Origin of the sequence: Enterobacter quasihormaechei (assembly GCF_004331385.1) — a bacterium.
Taxonomy (GTDB): Bacteria; Pseudomonadota; Gammaproteobacteria; order Enterobacterales; family Enterobacteriaceae; genus Enterobacter; species Enterobacter quasihormaechei.
In genome coordinates, this window is sequence record NZ_SJON01000002.1 from 117,173 (window position 1) to 133,308 (window position 16,136).

General features: G+C 56.4%; 12 protein-coding genes. 4 read left to right on the forward strand and 8 right to left on the reverse strand.

Going from position 1 to position 16,136, the window contains the following annotated elements; translation table 11 throughout:
- Positions 1 to 242: 242 nt before the first annotated feature.
- Positions 243 to 608 carry a 6-carboxytetrahydropterin synthase QueD gene (gene queD, locus E0L16_RS03180; protein ID WP_006811776.1) on the forward strand — a complete coding sequence of 122 codons (366 nt, stop codon included), beginning with the start codon at positions 243 to 245 and terminating at the stop codon, positions 606 to 608.
- Here the strand turns inward: queD and E0L16_RS03185 are convergent.
- Positions 593 to 2,947, reverse strand: coding sequence for a helix-turn-helix domain-containing protein (locus E0L16_RS03185; protein ID WP_131636311.1), 2,355 nt, complete (start codon positions 2,945 to 2,947; stop codon positions 593 to 595). The genes queD and E0L16_RS03185 overlap by 16 nt on opposite strands.
- 171 nt (positions 2,948 to 3,118) lie before the next feature.
- Between E0L16_RS03185 and E0L16_RS03190 the strand changes: the two genes are divergently transcribed.
- Both E0L16_RS03190 and E0L16_RS03195 read left to right on the forward strand, forming a co-directional pair.
- Complete coding sequence (locus E0L16_RS03190; RefSeq protein ID WP_131636312.1) at positions 3,119 to 4,288, forward strand: M20 aminoacylase family protein; 1,170 nt, start codon at positions 3,119 to 3,121, stop codon at positions 4,286 to 4,288.
- Between the two features lie 26 nt (positions 4,289 to 4,314).
- Positions 4,315 to 5,712, forward strand: coding sequence for an MFS transporter (locus tag E0L16_RS03195; protein ID WP_131636313.1), 1,398 nt, complete (start codon positions 4,315 to 4,317; stop codon positions 5,710 to 5,712).
- 17 nt (positions 5,713 to 5,729) lie between these two features.
- On the opposite strand, the gene queE is transcribed toward E0L16_RS03195, so the two are convergent.
- Genes queE through E0L16_RS03210 form a run of 3 tightly spaced genes read right to left on the reverse strand, consistent with a single transcriptional unit; the run spans position 5,730 to position 8,722 of the window.
- Entirely contained in the window at positions 5,730 to 6,401 is a 672-nt protein-coding gene (gene queE, locus E0L16_RS03200; protein WP_006811780.1) for a 7-carboxy-7-deazaguanine synthase QueE, read from the reverse strand.
- Positions 6,402 to 6,455: 54 nt separating this feature from the next.
- Positions 6,456 to 7,163 carry an N-acetylmannosamine-6-phosphate 2-epimerase gene (locus E0L16_RS03205; protein WP_063869342.1) on the reverse strand — a complete coding sequence of 236 codons (708 nt, stop codon included), beginning with the start codon at positions 7,161 to 7,163 and terminating at the stop codon, positions 6,456 to 6,458.
- Positions 7,163 to 8,722, reverse strand: a complete 1,560-nt coding sequence (locus E0L16_RS03210) for a maltose/glucose-specific PTS transporter subunit IIC (RefSeq protein ID WP_131636314.1) — start codon at positions 8,720 to 8,722, stop codon at positions 7,163 to 7,165. The genes E0L16_RS03205 and E0L16_RS03210 overlap by 1 nt, the downstream gene beginning before the upstream one ends.
- Positions 8,723 to 8,890: 168 nt before the next feature.
- Here E0L16_RS03210 and E0L16_RS03215 point away from each other — a divergent pair, with 168 nt between their 5' ends.
- Positions 8,891 to 9,715, forward strand: coding sequence for a MurR/RpiR family transcriptional regulator (locus E0L16_RS03215; RefSeq protein WP_112792733.1), 825 nt, complete (start codon positions 8,891 to 8,893; stop codon positions 9,713 to 9,715).
- A 52-nt stretch (positions 9,716 to 9,767) separates the two neighbouring features.
- Here the strand turns inward: E0L16_RS03215 and eno are convergent, their stop codons facing one another.
- The 4 genes from eno to relA form a co-directional block, all read right to left on the reverse strand.
- Positions 9,768 to 11,066 carry a phosphopyruvate hydratase gene (gene eno / locus E0L16_RS03220; RefSeq protein WP_013098515.1) on the reverse strand — a complete coding sequence of 433 codons (1,299 nt, stop codon included), beginning with the start codon at positions 11,064 to 11,066 and terminating at the stop codon, positions 9,768 to 9,770.
- 82 nt (positions 11,067 to 11,148) lie between these two features.
- Entirely contained in the window at positions 11,149 to 12,786 is a 1,638-nt protein-coding gene (gene pyrG, locus E0L16_RS03225; protein WP_063451903.1) for a glutamine hydrolyzing CTP synthase, read from the reverse strand.
- Between the two features lie 223 nt (positions 12,787 to 13,009).
- Complete coding sequence (mazG, locus tag E0L16_RS03230) at positions 13,010 to 13,801, reverse strand: nucleoside triphosphate pyrophosphohydrolase (RefSeq protein WP_063869337.1); 792 nt, start codon at positions 13,799 to 13,801, stop codon at positions 13,010 to 13,012.
- A gap of 66 nt (positions 13,802 to 13,867) precedes the next feature.
- Complete coding sequence (gene relA, locus E0L16_RS03235) at positions 13,868 to 16,099, reverse strand: GTP diphosphokinase (RefSeq protein WP_063451905.1); 2,232 nt, start codon at positions 16,097 to 16,099, stop codon at positions 13,868 to 13,870.
- Positions 16,100 to 16,136: the final 37 nt, after the last annotated feature.

Genomic DNA, 16,136 nt, shown 5'->3' on the forward strand with positions numbered 1-16,136 from the left:
GTTAACGGCGGGGATAATAACAATTAAAGAAGGGATGGAAATAATAAATAACCAAATGGACTAACCTGTTTTAGTTATCGTTCTTAACGATAAAAGCGATTAAATAAATAATTGAAATAAAAGAACTAAAGCCGATAAACGCCGGGAATACAAGGCGGTGACCGCTCAGAGCCGTTTTAGTTAATGATAAAAATTGTGCTTTCCGGTACTATGCGGCGGTTTTTTCCGCATTCCTGAGAGCTATGATGTCCACCACACTGTTTAAAGATTTCACCTTCGAAGCCGCACACCACCTTCCACACGTTCCTGCCGGGCACAAATGTGGCCGCCTGCACGGACATTCGTTTATGGTGCGTCTTGAAATCACCGGTGAAGTCGATCCCCATACGGGCTGGATCATGGACTTCGCCGAACTGAAAGCTGCGTTTAAGCCGACCTACGATCGTCTTGATCACTACTATCTGAATGATATTCCGGGCCTTGAAAACCCAACCAGCGAAGTGCTGGCGAAATGGATTTGGGATCAGATGAAGCCGCTGGTGCCACTGCTGAGCGCGGTCATGATCAAAGAGACCTGTACCGCAGGCTGCGTCTATCGCGGGGAGTGAATCTCTTCCGTTTCGCCCTCAAGAGGCACGAGTGGCGTAAACTCGTAGAGCACCAGCGCATTACTCTCCAGTGATTCCGTCATTTGCCAGCCGTCAAAAAGGCGTTCATCGCGTACAGAAAGCGTTGGACGCGCTTTATGGGCTATCCAGCGCCACATCTCTTCGTCAGGGCCGCTTTCGCTGCCGATACCTTCAAGCAACGGATAGAGCGCGCCGTTGTGCCGATCAAAAAGATGGCACTTGATTCGCCATTTCCCGCGCATTCCCTTCAGGTGTAAATGATACTGCTGGCGAAAGCGCTGGATGAAGGCTTCTTCACTGGAAAGGAGCGGATTAAAAACCACCACATTGCGCAGCAGCAGCTGGTAACCATTGTGATGGCGCGTGAGCAGAACACGCCCGTCGTTTACCAGCACCTCGCCCCGCAGGCGTTGCCAGAGCCAGAGTACCCAATAAACAGGACGCGGCAGACCATGGTTATACTGTAGCGCAAGGCTTGATGTATCAATGGTGTCGTTCGCGCGGGCTTCGCCCTGAAGACCCGAATCTAGCCAGAATCCCGCCAGCCATACCTGTTCCGAAAGTCCGATCAGGTTCTGCATCAGCAGCGCCCCCCGAAAAAACCAGCCGTTTGTCGCCCGCGTACTGCCGGTGAGGGTATTCCAGGAGAGAAGCCAGACCGGAAGCGAACATTTGCGCAGGCGAAGGGCGGCGAGGATCTGGCGGATCTTCAGTATCGGGTAATTTTCCGTGGAGGAGAGATCGGTTGGCTCCCCCTGCGCCGGATCGAGAAGTTCATTGGCATCGGCCGAACAGGCAAGAAAATCGGCCTGCCTCAGAATGGCTGAGCTGAACAGGGTATCGTCGCCCACGCCCGCGTTAACGGGTGAAAATCGGTGCCATAAACCAAACTTTGCCTGCGGAAGCCAGGTTCGTATTACCTTTTGCTGCGCCAGCCAGACCTGTTCCCGGGCCTCCTCACTCGCCTGGGCTGACCAGTGCATCACAAAGTGCCAGCCCGCGGTGACCTCTGGCGAAAAATGATTAACTGACCGGTGTAAAAAGCGGGTAAGAAGATCGCGACGGGTCGTTACGCCGGTGTGGAGCAGTACCGTCCACTGTTTTTTTGCCAGCCAGGTGAAGATCTGATGCAGATTGTACCAGCAGGCGTAGCCCGCCCGCTGCGCGTCATCCCACCCGGCGGCAAACAGACGGCTGCTCAGAAAAGGCTCGGCGATATCAATGCCCTCAATGGTCAGGGTCTCACCGATGGCCTCCAGATTATGACGAACGTCCTCACGCAGCAAATCGTCGAGCTCGCGCAGGGTAATAACCACCCGCATACGGCGCAGCGAGGCGGAGAGAGGGTTAAGCAGCTCCAGATCCAGACTCTGCTCCTGCTGCGGGTGAACGATGAGCGGCGAGGATACCCAGCCGCGCGCCTCCGGTTCATTGAGCAGGCTGAACAGCTTGTCCACGGGGACCGGATGGTGCTGCTCACGCCTGTCCGTACGAACGCGTGCGGCCTCCGGGTGCTGGCGTCGGGCCTTACGAAACTCACCCGGGGACATATTGTAAGCATGCCGAAACCGATCGCTCATCATGCGCGTGCTGGCGAACCCCTGCTCAAGCGCAATCTGGTGCAGCGGCCGATTGGTCAGGCGCAGAGCATCAGCCGCCTTTTCCAGCCGCAGGGCAGTGATGTACTGCATGAAACTGCTCCCCACCTCCTTTCGAAAGAGACGAGAAAGCCAGGCTTCAGAGACATATTCACTCGCGGCGATTTCCGCAAGCGTAATGCGGCGGGTATAACTGGCATTGATTCGCTCTATCACCCGGGCGATGCGTTTACTGTGCACAGAGGAAAGTTCACGGGGCAGCATACGGGCGGGCTGCTGAAACCGGCTGGTCAGCAACAGTAATATCTCGCTCAGCCAGCGGTACGCCTCCAGCCGGTAGCGGTGCGGATCGTTGATGAGCGTGACCACCAAGAGCTGGCGCAACAGATCGCGAAGCGCATCGCACTGCGGCCAGACGCCTCCGGCTTCTGCCGGTACGGCATAATCATGGGCAAAAAAATCCTTGCAGAGCTGGACGACCCAGCGCCCGGCAAGGGTTACGCGCAGGGTGACGTTGGCCGTTTCACTCGCGAACTGCCAGCGCCGATGACGGTTGATGATGGCAAGGCTATTGGCCTCCAGGATCTCACGCCCCACATCGGTGCTCAGCTCTGCCCGCCCTTCCAGCACCCAAAGCAACGTCAGCGTATCGCCTTCATCCTCCACACACTGGCGAATGTCCTGAATCTCTACCCGGAATTCATCTCCCCGCTGCTCCATCCTTTTCCTCACCAAAGACAAATAATGACCTGCTCTTTTTTGTCATAACTGAATTGTATGAAAAACAATCAAAACAAAACCGTCGATTTACAACAAAAAAGGGCATTTTCAGGCGGTACGATCGTCATAGACTCGAAATTATCACCGTTTGGCATAAAAGGGATAACAAAAATGACACATCCAATCATCGAAGCCCTACGCGGCAATGAAGCTCAGTTCACTGAACTACGCCGCTATTTTCATCAGCATCCTGAAATTGGTTTTGAAGAGCACAACACCAGCGATCGCGTGGCGGCGCTGCTCCAGGAATGGGGTTATGAGGTTCATCGCGGTCTGGCCAAAACCGGGGTGGTCGGCACGCTGAAGGTGGGTAACGGGCATAAACGCCTGGGCCTGCGCGCCGATATGGACGCACTGCCAATGCAGGAAAACAGCGGCAAGGCGTGGAGCAGCACCGTTGAAGGTAAGTTCCACGGCTGCGGTCATGACGGCCACACCACTACGCTCCTGTATGCAGCGGAGTACCTGGCGCGCACCCGCAATTTTAACGGCACGCTGCACCTTATTTTTCAGCCGGCGGAAGAGCTTCTGTATGGCGGACGCGTCATGCTGGAGGACGGCTTGTTTGACCTGTTCCCCTGCGACCATATTTTTGGCCTGCACAATATGCCGTCACAGCCCGTCGGAAAAATCGGTCTGCGCGATGGCGCCATGATGGCCTCTTCCGACACCCTTCATATTGAGGTTAACGGCGTGGGTGGTCACGGCGCGGTGCCAGAACATACCGTTGATGCCACTCTGGTTGCCTGCCATATCACTGTCGCTTTGCAGTCGATTGTTTCGCGCAACATCACCCCCTTCCAGCCTGCCGTCGTTACCGTTGGCAGCATTCAGGCCGGGCACGCGCCCAACATTATCAACGACAAGGTATTGATGAAACTGACCGTGCGCACGCTGGATGAACGCGTGCGGCAAACCGTGCTACAGCGCATCCATGATATTGCCGTTGCGCAGGCAGAAAGCTTCAATGCTACGGCCACCATCCGTCACATTAACGGCAGCCCGGTGCTGAAAAACAATCCGCAAGCCAACGAGATGGTGCGTAGCGTCGCCACCGATCTGTTCGGTCAGGATTCCGTCGCGGAGGTGAATGCGTTTATGGGCAGCGAGGACTTTGCATTCATGCTCGAGAAAAATCCCAATGGGTGCTATTTCACGCTTGGCGCCGGGGATGAGCCTGACCGCTGCATGGTGCATAACCCGGGCTACGACTTTAACGACAACATTCTCCTCACCGGCGCGGCGCTGTGGGCCGCACTGACCGAACACTATCTGCGCTGATTCGCACCTTCCCGGGAGGGCACATTATGAGTACCGTTTCCCTGACAGGCACCTCCGCCTACGCCGGTAACGATCGGCTGCTGGCGGGTATCGTCATGAGCGTTCTGACATTCTGGCTCTTTGCCCAGTCGGTTATCAACGTTGTTCCGGCCATTCAGAATAGCCTCGATATTGCCCTCGAAACCCTCACGCTCGCCGTCAGCCTGAGCGCGTTGTTCAGCGGCTGCTTCGTCGTTGCCTGCGGTGGGTTTGCCGATAAGTTTGGGCGCGTGCGCCTGACCATGATGGGCCTGTTCCTGAGCATTATCGGGAGCGGTCTGCTGTTCATTTCATGGGAGCCCGTCCTGTTTCTGTTGGGAAGGGCGATACAGGGGCTGTCAGCGGCCTGCATCATGCCCGCCACGCTGGCGCTGATTAAGACCTGGTATGACGGTAAAGCACGCCAGCGCGCCATCAGCTTTTGGGTTATCGGCTCCTGGGGCGGCAGTGGCCTGAGCTCGTTTGTGGGGGGTGCCATCGCCACCACGCTGGGCTGGCGCTGGATTTTTATTTTCTCCATGGTGGTGGCTCTGGCCGCGCTATTGCTTATCCGCGCCACCCCGGAAAGCCGCAGCCCTGATGCGTGTCGACACAAGCTGGATATCAGCGGCCTGGTGAGTTTTGTCCTTATGCTGGTGCTCTTTAATCTGTTTATCAGCAAAGGACACGGCTGGGGCTGGAGCAGCGGTGTATCGCTTATGGTGCTGTCTGGCGCAGTGATTGCACTGATGTGCTTTGTTATTACCGGGCGACGGAAAGGCGATGCGGCGCTGATTGACTTTGCCCTGTTTAAAAACCGGGCCTACACCGCCTCGGTATGCTCAAACTTCCTGCTCAACGGCTGCATTGGCACCATGATGATCGCCAGCATCTGGTTACAGCAAGGGCATCATCTGTCACCGCTACAGACCGGCATGATGACGCTGGGGTATCTGGTCACCGTACTGGCGATGATCCGGGTGGGTGAAAAACTGCTTCAGCGCTACGGCGCGAGGCTGCCGATGATGACCGGACCGCTGCTGACCGCAACGGGTATCACGTTAATTTCATGCACCTTTTTAAGCAAAGAGGTCTACATCGTCACCGTGTTTCTGAGCAACATTTTATTCGGGCTGGGGCTAGGATGTTACGCCACACCCTCAACGGACACGGCGGTGATGAATGCGCCTGAAAATAAGGTGGGCGTGGCTTCAGGGATCTATAAGATGGGCAGTTCCCTGGGCGGTGCTATGGGTATTGCGGTCACCGCTTCGCTGTACGCCCTATGGCTGCCGATGGGAGCGGCCAGCGCCGCGCAGTATGCCTTACTTTTCAACAGTGCGATTTGCCTTGGGTCGGCCGTCGTGACCTGGGCATTACTGCCAACGTCAAAAGCCCCGCGTTAAGCGGGGCCACGGAAACATCAGGCAATGTTCAAATATTTGTGCGTCTGCATCGACAGCCGCCAGTTGCGGGCGATACAGGTTTCAATGCACAGACGGGTCGCATCGTCTTTCTGGCTGATGGGCTGAAGCGCAATCACGCGCTGCTTTTCGTCCGTCAGCGTTGCCAGCAGTTCATCCAGCGCCTCGATGTCGCGCACGCGCCCTACCGGGTGCTTAATTTCATCCGCGCGCTCAAGCGCCTGCGACAGCACGTCGTAACCGCCGCGCATATTCACCTTTGGTGAAACCGTTACCCACGTTGAGTGGGAGCAGCGCACTTCATGGGTGCCGCTGGTTTCGATCTGGCAGCTATAGCCGTTCTTTTCGAGCAGCTCGGTGAGCGGCATCAGATCGTGAATGCAGGGTTCCCCGCCGGTGATGACGACGTGGCGCGCCGTCCAGCCCTGACGACCAATAATGGCCAGCAGATCTTCCGCACTGCCCGCCCCCCATTTATCGCTCTCTTTGGTTTTCGCCAGAATGCTGAACAGCGACACTTCCCGATCTGCGAGCTTATCCCACGTATGTTTGGTATCACACCAGGCGCAGCCAACCGGGCATCCCTGTAAACGAATAAAAATAGCGGGAACGCCGGTAAAGTAACCCTCGCCTTGCAGGGTCTGGAACATCTCGTTAATCGGGTACTGCATAATCTTCTCAGTTAAGGGGATAAACGATAAGTATCGCAGATCCCCGCCGGATGATCATGCTCCATCGGTGCTTTGCGCGCCTATCGCTGCCATAAAACGCCCGGTGATTTGCTGTGGCCGGGTGATTGCGCCCCCGACAACCACCGTATGCGCCCCCAGCGCCAGGCATTTTGCCGCACGCTCGGGGGTGTCCACGTTGCCTTCCGCAATCACCGGAACCGTAACGGCCGCCAGCACCGCTTTCAGAAACGCGCAGTCATTCTCCGGAAGCGAATGGCCCGCCGTTTCCGCCGTGTAGCCGTAGAGCGTGGTTCCGATGCAGTCAAAACCAAGCGCCTGCGCGGTCACGGCCTCCTGCACGGTGGAAATATCAGCCATCAGCAGCAGCGAGGGGTAACGGGCGCGGATCTGCCCGATCAGCGTCTCCAGAGTCTCCCCGCCGGGACGCTTACGGGCGGTCGCGTCCAGCGCGATGATGTCCGGCGCGACCGCCATCAGCTCATCCACCTCTTTCATCGTCGCGGTGATAAACACCTCGCTATCGGGATAGTCCCGCTTGATGATGCCGATAACCGGCAGCGAAACCAGCCCTTTGATCGCCTCAATGTCCACCACGCTGTTGGCGCGGATCGCAGCGGCCCCGCCCTGCGCCGCCGCCAGCGCCATTCGCGACATAATAAACGGGCTGTGTAAGGGTTCGTTTTCCAGCGCCTGACAGGAGACAACCAGCTTCCCCTTCAGGGTATTCAGTACAGTTTTCATTACGATAACATCTCTTCCACTTCGTTCCTGATGATGGTGACGTGCGGGCCATAGATGACCTGAACGCCGTTACCTCGTACGATGACGCCGCGCGCGCCAGTCGCTTTCAGGGCCGCTTCATTCACCCTGCTGCCCTCTTTTACCGTGACGCGAAGGCGCGTGGCGCAGCAGTCAACGTCTTCGAGATTGTCTTTGCCGCCCAGCCCGGCGATCACCGCTGCGGCGCGCTCGCTTTGCGGTAAGGCTTCGGCGTCGGCCACCGCTTCCCTTTCACGGCCCGGCGTGGCGAAATCAAAGCGGTTAATCAGATAGCGGAAGGTAACGTAGTAGAGGAAGAACCACGGCACACCCACCAGCGGGACGAACATCCAGTTGGTTTTCGCCTCCCCCTGCAAAATGCCAAACAGCACAAAGTCAATAAAGCCGCCGGAGAAGGTTTGCCCGATGGTGATATGCAGCATGTGCGCGAGCATAAACGCCAGCCCGTCAAACAGCGCATGAATGACGTACAGCACCGGCGCAATAAACAGGAATGAGAACTCGATGGGCTCGGTAATGCCCGTCAGGAAAGAGGTTAACGCCGCTGACAGCAGCAGCCCGGCTACGCGCTTTTTGTTCTCGGGTTTAGCCGTGTGGTACATCGCCAGGCAGGCGCCGAGCAGGCCAAACATCATCGTGATAAAGCGCCCGGACATGAAGCGCGACGTGCCCTCATAGAAGTGCTGGGTGTTCGGGTCGGCGAGCTGAGCGAAGAAGATCCGCTGCGTCCCCTCAACCAGGTGTCCGTTAACGATTTCACTTCCGCCGAGCGCGGTGGTCCAGAACGGCAGATAAAAGATGTGGTGCAGACCAAACGGGCCAAGCATGCGCAGGATAAAACCGTACAGCAGGGTGCCCAGATAGCCGGTGGCGTCCACCAGACCGCCGAGGCCAAAGATCAGCTTCTGGAAGTGCGGCCAGACAACGGTCATGAGCGCCCCGACGAGTATCGCCGCCAGCGAGCTGATAATCGGAACAAAGCGCGAGCCGCCAAAGAAGCCCAGGAACTGCGGAAGCGCGATTTTGTTAAACCGATGGTGCAGCGCGCAAGTCACCAGACCAATAACCACGCCGCCAAACACGCCGGTTTCCAGCGTCTGAATGCCCAGCGTCATACCCTGCCCTGCGGCACCCGGATTTTCAAGGGCCAGCTTTCCGGTCAGGATCAGCAGGGCGTTGATGGTGGCGTTCATCACCAGATACGCGAGCAGGGCCGCCAGCCCCGCCGTGCCTTTATCGTTTTTCGCTAACCCAACGGCAACCCCAACGGCGAACAGCACGGACAGGTTCGCAAACACAATCGAACCCGCACTGCTCATGATGGTGAAGATGGCCTGTAGCCAGCCCACGTTTAAAAATGGGTAGGCCGTAAGGGTATTGGGGTTCGACAGCGCACCACCGATCCCCAGTAATAGCCCCGCCGCCGGCAAAACGGCGATGGGCAGCATAAACGATTTGCCGAAGCGCTGCGCTTTTTCAAACCATCCGCCGGAAGAAGCGCCGCTGAACATGTGCATCATTTTTTTCATCCCCTGGTGTAATGATGAAAATTTTTATCACAATAAAAATTAAAAGTGAAAATAATCATCACAAATCCAGGAGGCGGATCATACTTTTTCGAAATCGCTGGCATCTCTCCCCCGCTTTCCGCCACACTAGTCGACAGAGAAACGCATTAAGGATCTAGCATGTCAGACCATGAAAACCTGCTGCTGAAGTTACGCCAGGAGGCTTCCGGGTACAGCCCGACGCAACAAAAGCTGGGGGAGTTTGTTCTCAACGATCCTGCGCGGGTGCTGTACCTGACGATCACCGAGCTGGCGCGCGAAAGTCACACCAGCGAAGCCAGCGTGACGCGCCTGTGCCGGACGCTGGGCTGTAAGGGATATAACGAATTCAAAATGGCGCTGGCGCTGGATATTCAGCAGGGCCAGCCCGCACGTCAGGCCGGGGATGAAATCGATAACGTCGTGGATGAATCCGTGCAGGCCCTACAGGATACCGCCAGGCTCCTCGACAGAGCGCTGCTGGAAAAGGCCGCGCAGGCGCTGCATCAGGCGCGGTCGGTGCAGATTTACGGGGTGGCCGCCAGCGCGATCCTCGGGGAATATCTGCATTACAAGCTCCTGCGGCTGGGCAAACCCGCGCAGCTGTTTAGCGATATGCATCGCGCGGCCATGAATGCGGCAACGCTGTCTGACGAGACGCTGGTGGTCGCTATCTCAAGTTCGGGATCGACCCGCGATTTACTCCACGTCGTGAAGCTAGCCCGCAAGCGCGGCGTGCAGGTGCTGGCGCTCAGCAATACGCCACGCAGCCCGCTGGCGTCCCTCAGCGATATGCAGCTGGTTGCGGCAAAGCCCGAGGGGCCGCTGAGCGCGGGTGCGCTGAATGCCAAAGTTGGCGTCATGCTGCTTATCGAGCTGCTTACCACTTCCCTTATCGCCATCGATGGCCGTTACGGCGAGGTGAGTCAGCAAACGGCCAGCGCAACGCTGCCGCTTCTGTTATAGAAAACAAAAAACCCGCCGAAGCGGGTTTTTTTATTGAAATGAAAGCTCGGGCTTATGCCTGACCTTTGATCTCTTTACGGCCGTTGTATGGTGCTTTTTCGCCCAGCGCTTCTTCGATACGAATCAGCTGGTTGTATTTAGCAACACGGTCAGAACGGCTCATAGAACCGGTTTTGATCTGGCCAGCAGCGGTACCCACAGCCAGGTCGGCAATGGTCGCGTCTTCAGTTTCGCCAGAACGGTGAGAGATAACAGCGGTGTAGCCAGCGTCTTTCGCCATTTTGATCGCTGCCAGCGTTTCGGTCAGAGAACCGATCTGGTTGAATTTGATCAGGATGGAGTTAACGATGCCTTTCTCGATGCCTTCTTTCAGGATCTTGGTGTTGGTTACGAACAGATCGTCACCAACCAGCTGGATTTTGTCGCCCAGTACTTTGGTCTGGTATGCGAAACCATCCCAGTCAGACTCGTCCAGACCGTCTTCGATAGACACGATTGGGTACTGTTTGGTCAGGTCTTCCAGGAAGTGAGTGAACTCTTCGGAGGTGAACGCTTTGTTGCCTTCGCCAGCCAGAACGTATTTACCGTCTTTGTAGAATTCAGATGCTGCACAGTCCATCGCCAGGGTGATGTCTTTGCCCAGCTCGTAGCCTGCTGCTTTAACCGCTTCAGCGATAACAGCCAGCGCTTCTGCGTTAGAACCCAGGTTTGGCGCGTAGCCGCCTTCGTCACCAACAGCAGTGTTCATACCTTTAGCTTTCAGAACTTTAGCCAGGTTGTGGAACACTTCAGAACCCATACGAACCGCTTCTTTCAGGGTTTTCGCGCCAACTGGCTGAATCATGAATTCCTGAATATCAACGTTGTTGTCTGCGTGCTCACCACCGTTGATGATGTTCATCATTGGTACAGGCATGGAGTATTTGCCTGGGGTGCCGTTCAGTTCAGCGATGTGCTCGAACAGTGGCATACCTTTAGCAGCCGCGGCTGCTTTGGCGTTCGCCAGGGAAACCGCCAGGATTGCGTTCGCACCGAAGTTAGATTTGTTTTCAGTACCGTCCAGATCGATCATGATCTTGTCGATGCCAGCCTGATCTTTGGCATCTTTGCCAATGATAGCCTGAGCAATAGGACCGTTAACAGCGCCAACCGCTTTCAGTACGCCTTTGCCCATGAAACGGGATTTGTCGCCATCACGCAGTTCCAGCGCTTCGCGGGAACCTGTAGAAGCACCTGATGGAGCAGCTGCCATACCGACGAAACCACCTTCCAGATGAACTTCGGCTTCAACGGTCGGGTTACCACGGGAGTCGATGATTTCACGACCGATGACTTTAACGATTTTGGACATTAGATTTTCCTCAGTACAAGTTAAACTAAAACTCCAGACAAACAACGCGTACCAGGGGTACGCGTTGCCGTTCTAACTTTTTTTACTTCGCCTGACGCTTCTGGTACTCGCTGGCGGCTTTCACGAAGCCGGCAAACAGCGGATGTCCGTCACGCGGCGTTGAAGTAAATTCCGGGTGGAACTGGCAAGCAACGAACCACGGATGGTTAGGCACTTCGATGATCTCGACTAACTGATCGTCCCCGGAGCGGCCCGCAACACGCAGGCCCGCAGCTTCAATTTGTTTCAACAACATGTTGTTGACTTCATAGCGGTGACGATGGCGCTCGGTGATGACCGGCTCGCCGTACAGCTGGCGAACTACGCTATCGTCGGACAGCTGGCAGGCCTGTGCGCCAAGACGCATGGTGCCACCCAGATCGCTCTTCTCGGTACGGACTTCGACGTTACCGTCTTCGTCGCGCCATTCCGTAATCAGCGCCACGACAGGGTACTTACAGTCTGGCACAAATTCCGTAGAGTTCGCGTTTTCCATTCCCGCTACGTTGCGCGCAAATTCGATCAGCGCAACCTGCATACCCAGGCAGATGCCGAGGTATGGAATATTGTTTTCACGCGCATAGCGTGCAGTGGCGATCTTGCCTTCAACACCGCGGTAGCCGAAGCCGCCAGGGATGAGGATAGCGTCCAGATCTTTCAGAATTTCGACGCCGCGCGTTTCAACATCCTGCGAATCAATCAGCTTGATGTTCACGGAGACGCGATTCTTCAGACCACCGTGCTTCAGCGCTTCGATAACTGACTTATAGGCGTCCGGCAGTTCAATGTACTTACCGACCATACCGATAGTCACTTCACCGCCCGGATTGGCTTCTTCGTAAATCACCTGCTCCCATTCAGACAGGTTAGCTTCCGGACAGTTCAAGCTGAATCGTTTACAAATATAATCGTCCAGACCCTGAGATTTCAACAGGCCCGGGATTTTATAAATGGAATCGACGTCTTTCATTGAAATAACGGCTTTTTCAGGCACGTTACAGAACAATGCAATTTTCGCACGTTCGTTCGCCGGAATCGCGCGATCGGAGCGGCAAACCAGGATGTCTGGCTGAATACCGATAGAGAGCAGCTCTTTAACGGAGTGCTGAGTCGGTTTGGTTTTCACTTCACCCGCGGCTGCCATGTATGGCACCAGCGTCAAGTGCATGAACAGCGCGTGTTCGCGCCCAATATCTACCGCCAGCTGACGAATCGCTTCGAGGAACGGCAGGGATTCGATATCCCCTACGGTACCGCCGATTTCAACCAGCACAACGTCGTGCCCTTCGCCACCGGCGAGGACGCGTTCTTTGATAGCGTTAGTGATGTGTGGGATAACCTGCACGGTTGCGCCCAGGTAGTCGCCACGGCGCTCTTTACGCAGCACGTCAGAGTAGATACGGCCAGTCGTAAAGTTGTTACGACGGGTCATTTTGGTACGGATGAAACGCTCGTAGTGACCAAGATCCAGATCGGTTTCAGCGCCGTCTTCAGTAACGAACACTTCCCCGTGTTGGGTTGGGCTCATGGTGCCAGGATCGACGTTGATGTACGGATCCAGTTTCATCATGGTCACATTGAGGCCACGGGCTTCAAGAATGGCTGCGAGGGAGGCTGCGGCAATGCCTTTACCCAGAGAGGATACGACCCCGCCGGTCACAAAAATATAGTTCGTTGTCATGCTGAACCTGAGAAGTTAGGGTGAAACGATGGAATAACCAGGACGGGAAAGTAGTATACCCGAACACGACGAGCGCCACAAACTTTCATTCTCCGTCTCCTTCCCAGGCCATGACAAACATAAGGAGTGAGAAAATAGCCCCTTTTGGGTAAATGTTTTTGACGCAAATCAAGCGCTTGTCATTTAAAAAATCACACAAATTGCGCTTGATCGCAAAATTTCGTTAGAGATCATGTTCCTGGCGTTTTACTTCCTGCCAGACTTCTTCCATCGCCTCGAGGTCAATGCCGCTCATTTCCAGGCCGCGCGAGGCCACAATCCTCTCCACTTCGCGAAAGCGTCGTTCGAATTTAATGTTCGCTTTTTGCAGCGCCGTTTCCGCTTTTACGCCGAGGTGGCGCGAAAGGTTGACGGTCGCAAACAGCAGATCGCCCATCTCCTCTTCCAGCTTTGCTTCATCCACAACGGCCTGCTGCGCTTCGTGCATCACTTCGTCGATCTCTTCGTGCACTTTTTCCAGCACCGGGCCAAGAGAGTGCCAGTCAAATCCTACCGCCGAGCAGCGCTTTTGAATTTTGTGGGCGCGCATCAGCGCAGGCAAGCTCAGGGGAATGTCGTCCAGCGCCGAGTGCTGAGATTTTTCAGCGCGTTCGGCGCTTTTAATCTGCTCCCAGCGCGCCAGCACTTCCGCACTGTTGCCTGCGGTGGCGTCGCCAAAGATATGCGGATGACGACGCTCCAGCTTGTCGCTGATAGCGGCGCAGATATCGTCAAAGTTAAAGCGCCCCTCTTCCTGCGCCATCTGGGCGTAGAACACCACCTGGAACAGCAGGTCACCCAGCTCGCCGCGCAGGTCGTCGAAATCTTCACGCGAAATCGCGTCCAGCACTTCGTAAGTCTCTTCCAGCGTGTAAGGCGCGATGGTGGCGAAAGTCTGCTCTTTGTCCCACGGGCAGCCGTTTTCCGGGTCGCGAAGACGCTTCATGATGCCGAGCAGGCGGTCGATTTGAGTCATAGTTCTGTCCTGATGTCAAAATGCCGGGTGGCGGCGTTGTCTTACCCGGCCTACAGAAAAGGATGGTTAGCCACCGTGCAGACGACGCGCGTCAATCACATCCGGCACCTGGTTCAGTTTGCCGAGCACGCGGCCCAGCACCTGAAGGTTGTAGATTTCGATGGTCATATCGATAGTGGCAAGCTGCTCGCGGGTATCGCTGCGGCTGGCAACACCCAGTACGTTGACCTTCTCGTTAGCGAGAATAGTGGTGATGTCGCGCAGCAGGCCGCTGCGGTCGTTGGCGGTAACGCGCACGACCAGCGAGTAGCCGGCCGAGTAGCTTTCCCCCCAGACGGCTTCCACGATACGTTCCGGCGCATGCGATTGCAGCTCTGCAAGCTGGTCACAGTCGGAGCGGTGAATCGAGATCCCGCGCCCCTGCGTGATGAAGCCGACAATATCGTCCCCCGGGATCGGCTGGCAGCAGCGGGCAATATGGTGCATCAGGTTACCCACCCCTTCGACCACCACGCGGCCATTGTCCTTGCTGCGCTGCTGCGGAGCGTAGGTTTTCTGCTGGAGCTGCTTCAGCGCTGCGGCATCCTGCTCTGCCGCGCTTGGCTTGTTGAACTGCGCTTGCAGGAAGTTCACCATCTGGTTCAGGCGAATATCACCGCCGCCAATGGCCGCCAGCAGCTCGTCCAGCTCGTTGAAGTTGTAGCGCGGCAGCAGGAATTTTTCCGCCTCTTTCAGGCTTATCCCGATATGCTCCAGCTCGTCGTCAAGGATCTGGCGACCGGCAAGGATATTCTTGTCCCGATCCTGCTTGCGGAACCAGGCGTGAATTTTAGAGCGCCCGCGGCTGGTGGTAACGTAACCGAGGTTCGGATTAAGCCAGTCGCGGCTTGGGTTTGGCTGCTTCTGGGTGATGATTTCAATCTGGTCACCCATCTGTAGCTGGTAGGTAAACGGTACGATGCGCCCGCCGATCTTCGCCCCGATGCAACGGTGCCCCACGTCGCTGTGAATGTGGTAGGCGAAATCGAGCGGCGTGGAGCCTGCCGGTAAATCCACCACATCCCCTTTCGGGGTAAAGACGTAGACGCGATCGTCGAAGACCTGGCTGCGCACTTCATCGAGCATTTCGCCAGAGTCGGCCATCTCTTCCTGCCACGCAATCAGCTTACGCAGCCAGGCGATACGATCCTCGTGACCGGAGCGACCGCCGCCGGAGGTGCCCTCTTTGTATTTCCAGTGCGCCGCCACGCCCAGCTCGGCGTCTTCGTGCATCTGTTTGGTACGGATCTGAATTTCCACGGTTTTGCCGCCAGGGCCGAGCACCACGGTGTGGATGGACTGATAGCCATTCGGTTTCGGGTTCGCGACATAGTCGTCGAACTCGTCCGGCAGATGACGGAAATGGGTGTGCACGATCCCCAGCGCGGCGTAGCAGTCCTGCAAACGTTCCGCCACGATACGTACGGCGCGCACGTCGAACAGCTCGTCAAAGGCGAGGTGTTTCTTCTGCATTTTGCGCCAGATGCTGTAGATGTGCTTCGGACGCCCGTAGACCTCGGCGCGCACATTCTCCTCTTTCATCGACTGGCGCAGCCCGCTGACAAATTCATCGATATAGTGCTCGCGGTCGATGCGGCGTTCGTGCAGCAGTTTTGCAATGCGTTTGTATTCCGCCGGATGCAGGTAGCGGAAGCAGTAATCTTCCAGCTCCCACTTCAGTTGCCCGATCCCCAGACGGTTCGCCAGCGGCGCATAGATATTCGTACACTCTTTGGCGGCGAGGACGCGCTCGTCTTCCGGCGCATCCTTCACTTCGCGCAGATGGGCTACCCGTTCCGCCAGCTTGATCACCACGCAGCGGAAATCATCCACCATCGCCAGCAGCATCCGGCGGACGTTATCCACCTGCTCGGAAGAGACAGAATCCGTTTGCGCGGCCTTCAGTTGACGGATGGCGGCCATATCGCGCACGCCGTGGATGAGCGCCACGACGGACTGGCCGACGCTTTCACGCAGCACGTCTTCCGTCACCACGTTCGCATCCGCCAGGGGGAACAGCAGTGCGGCCTGTAGCGTTTCGATATCCATGTTCAGCATGGACAGAATTTCGACCATCTCCACGCCGCGCCACAACAGCAGTTCAGCGTCCGGATGCCCCTGCGTTGTGCGTAAACAATAGGCCCAGGTTTCGGTTAAGCGTTCACACGACTGCTGGCTGGAAATCCCCAGACTTGCGATCCATTTTTGAGGGTCAAACTCACCAGCTTTATTTAAATGTGCACTTCTTACCGCAACCATCGTCCTCTCCTTTAGGGACAAGGGCCTGTCGAAGTCG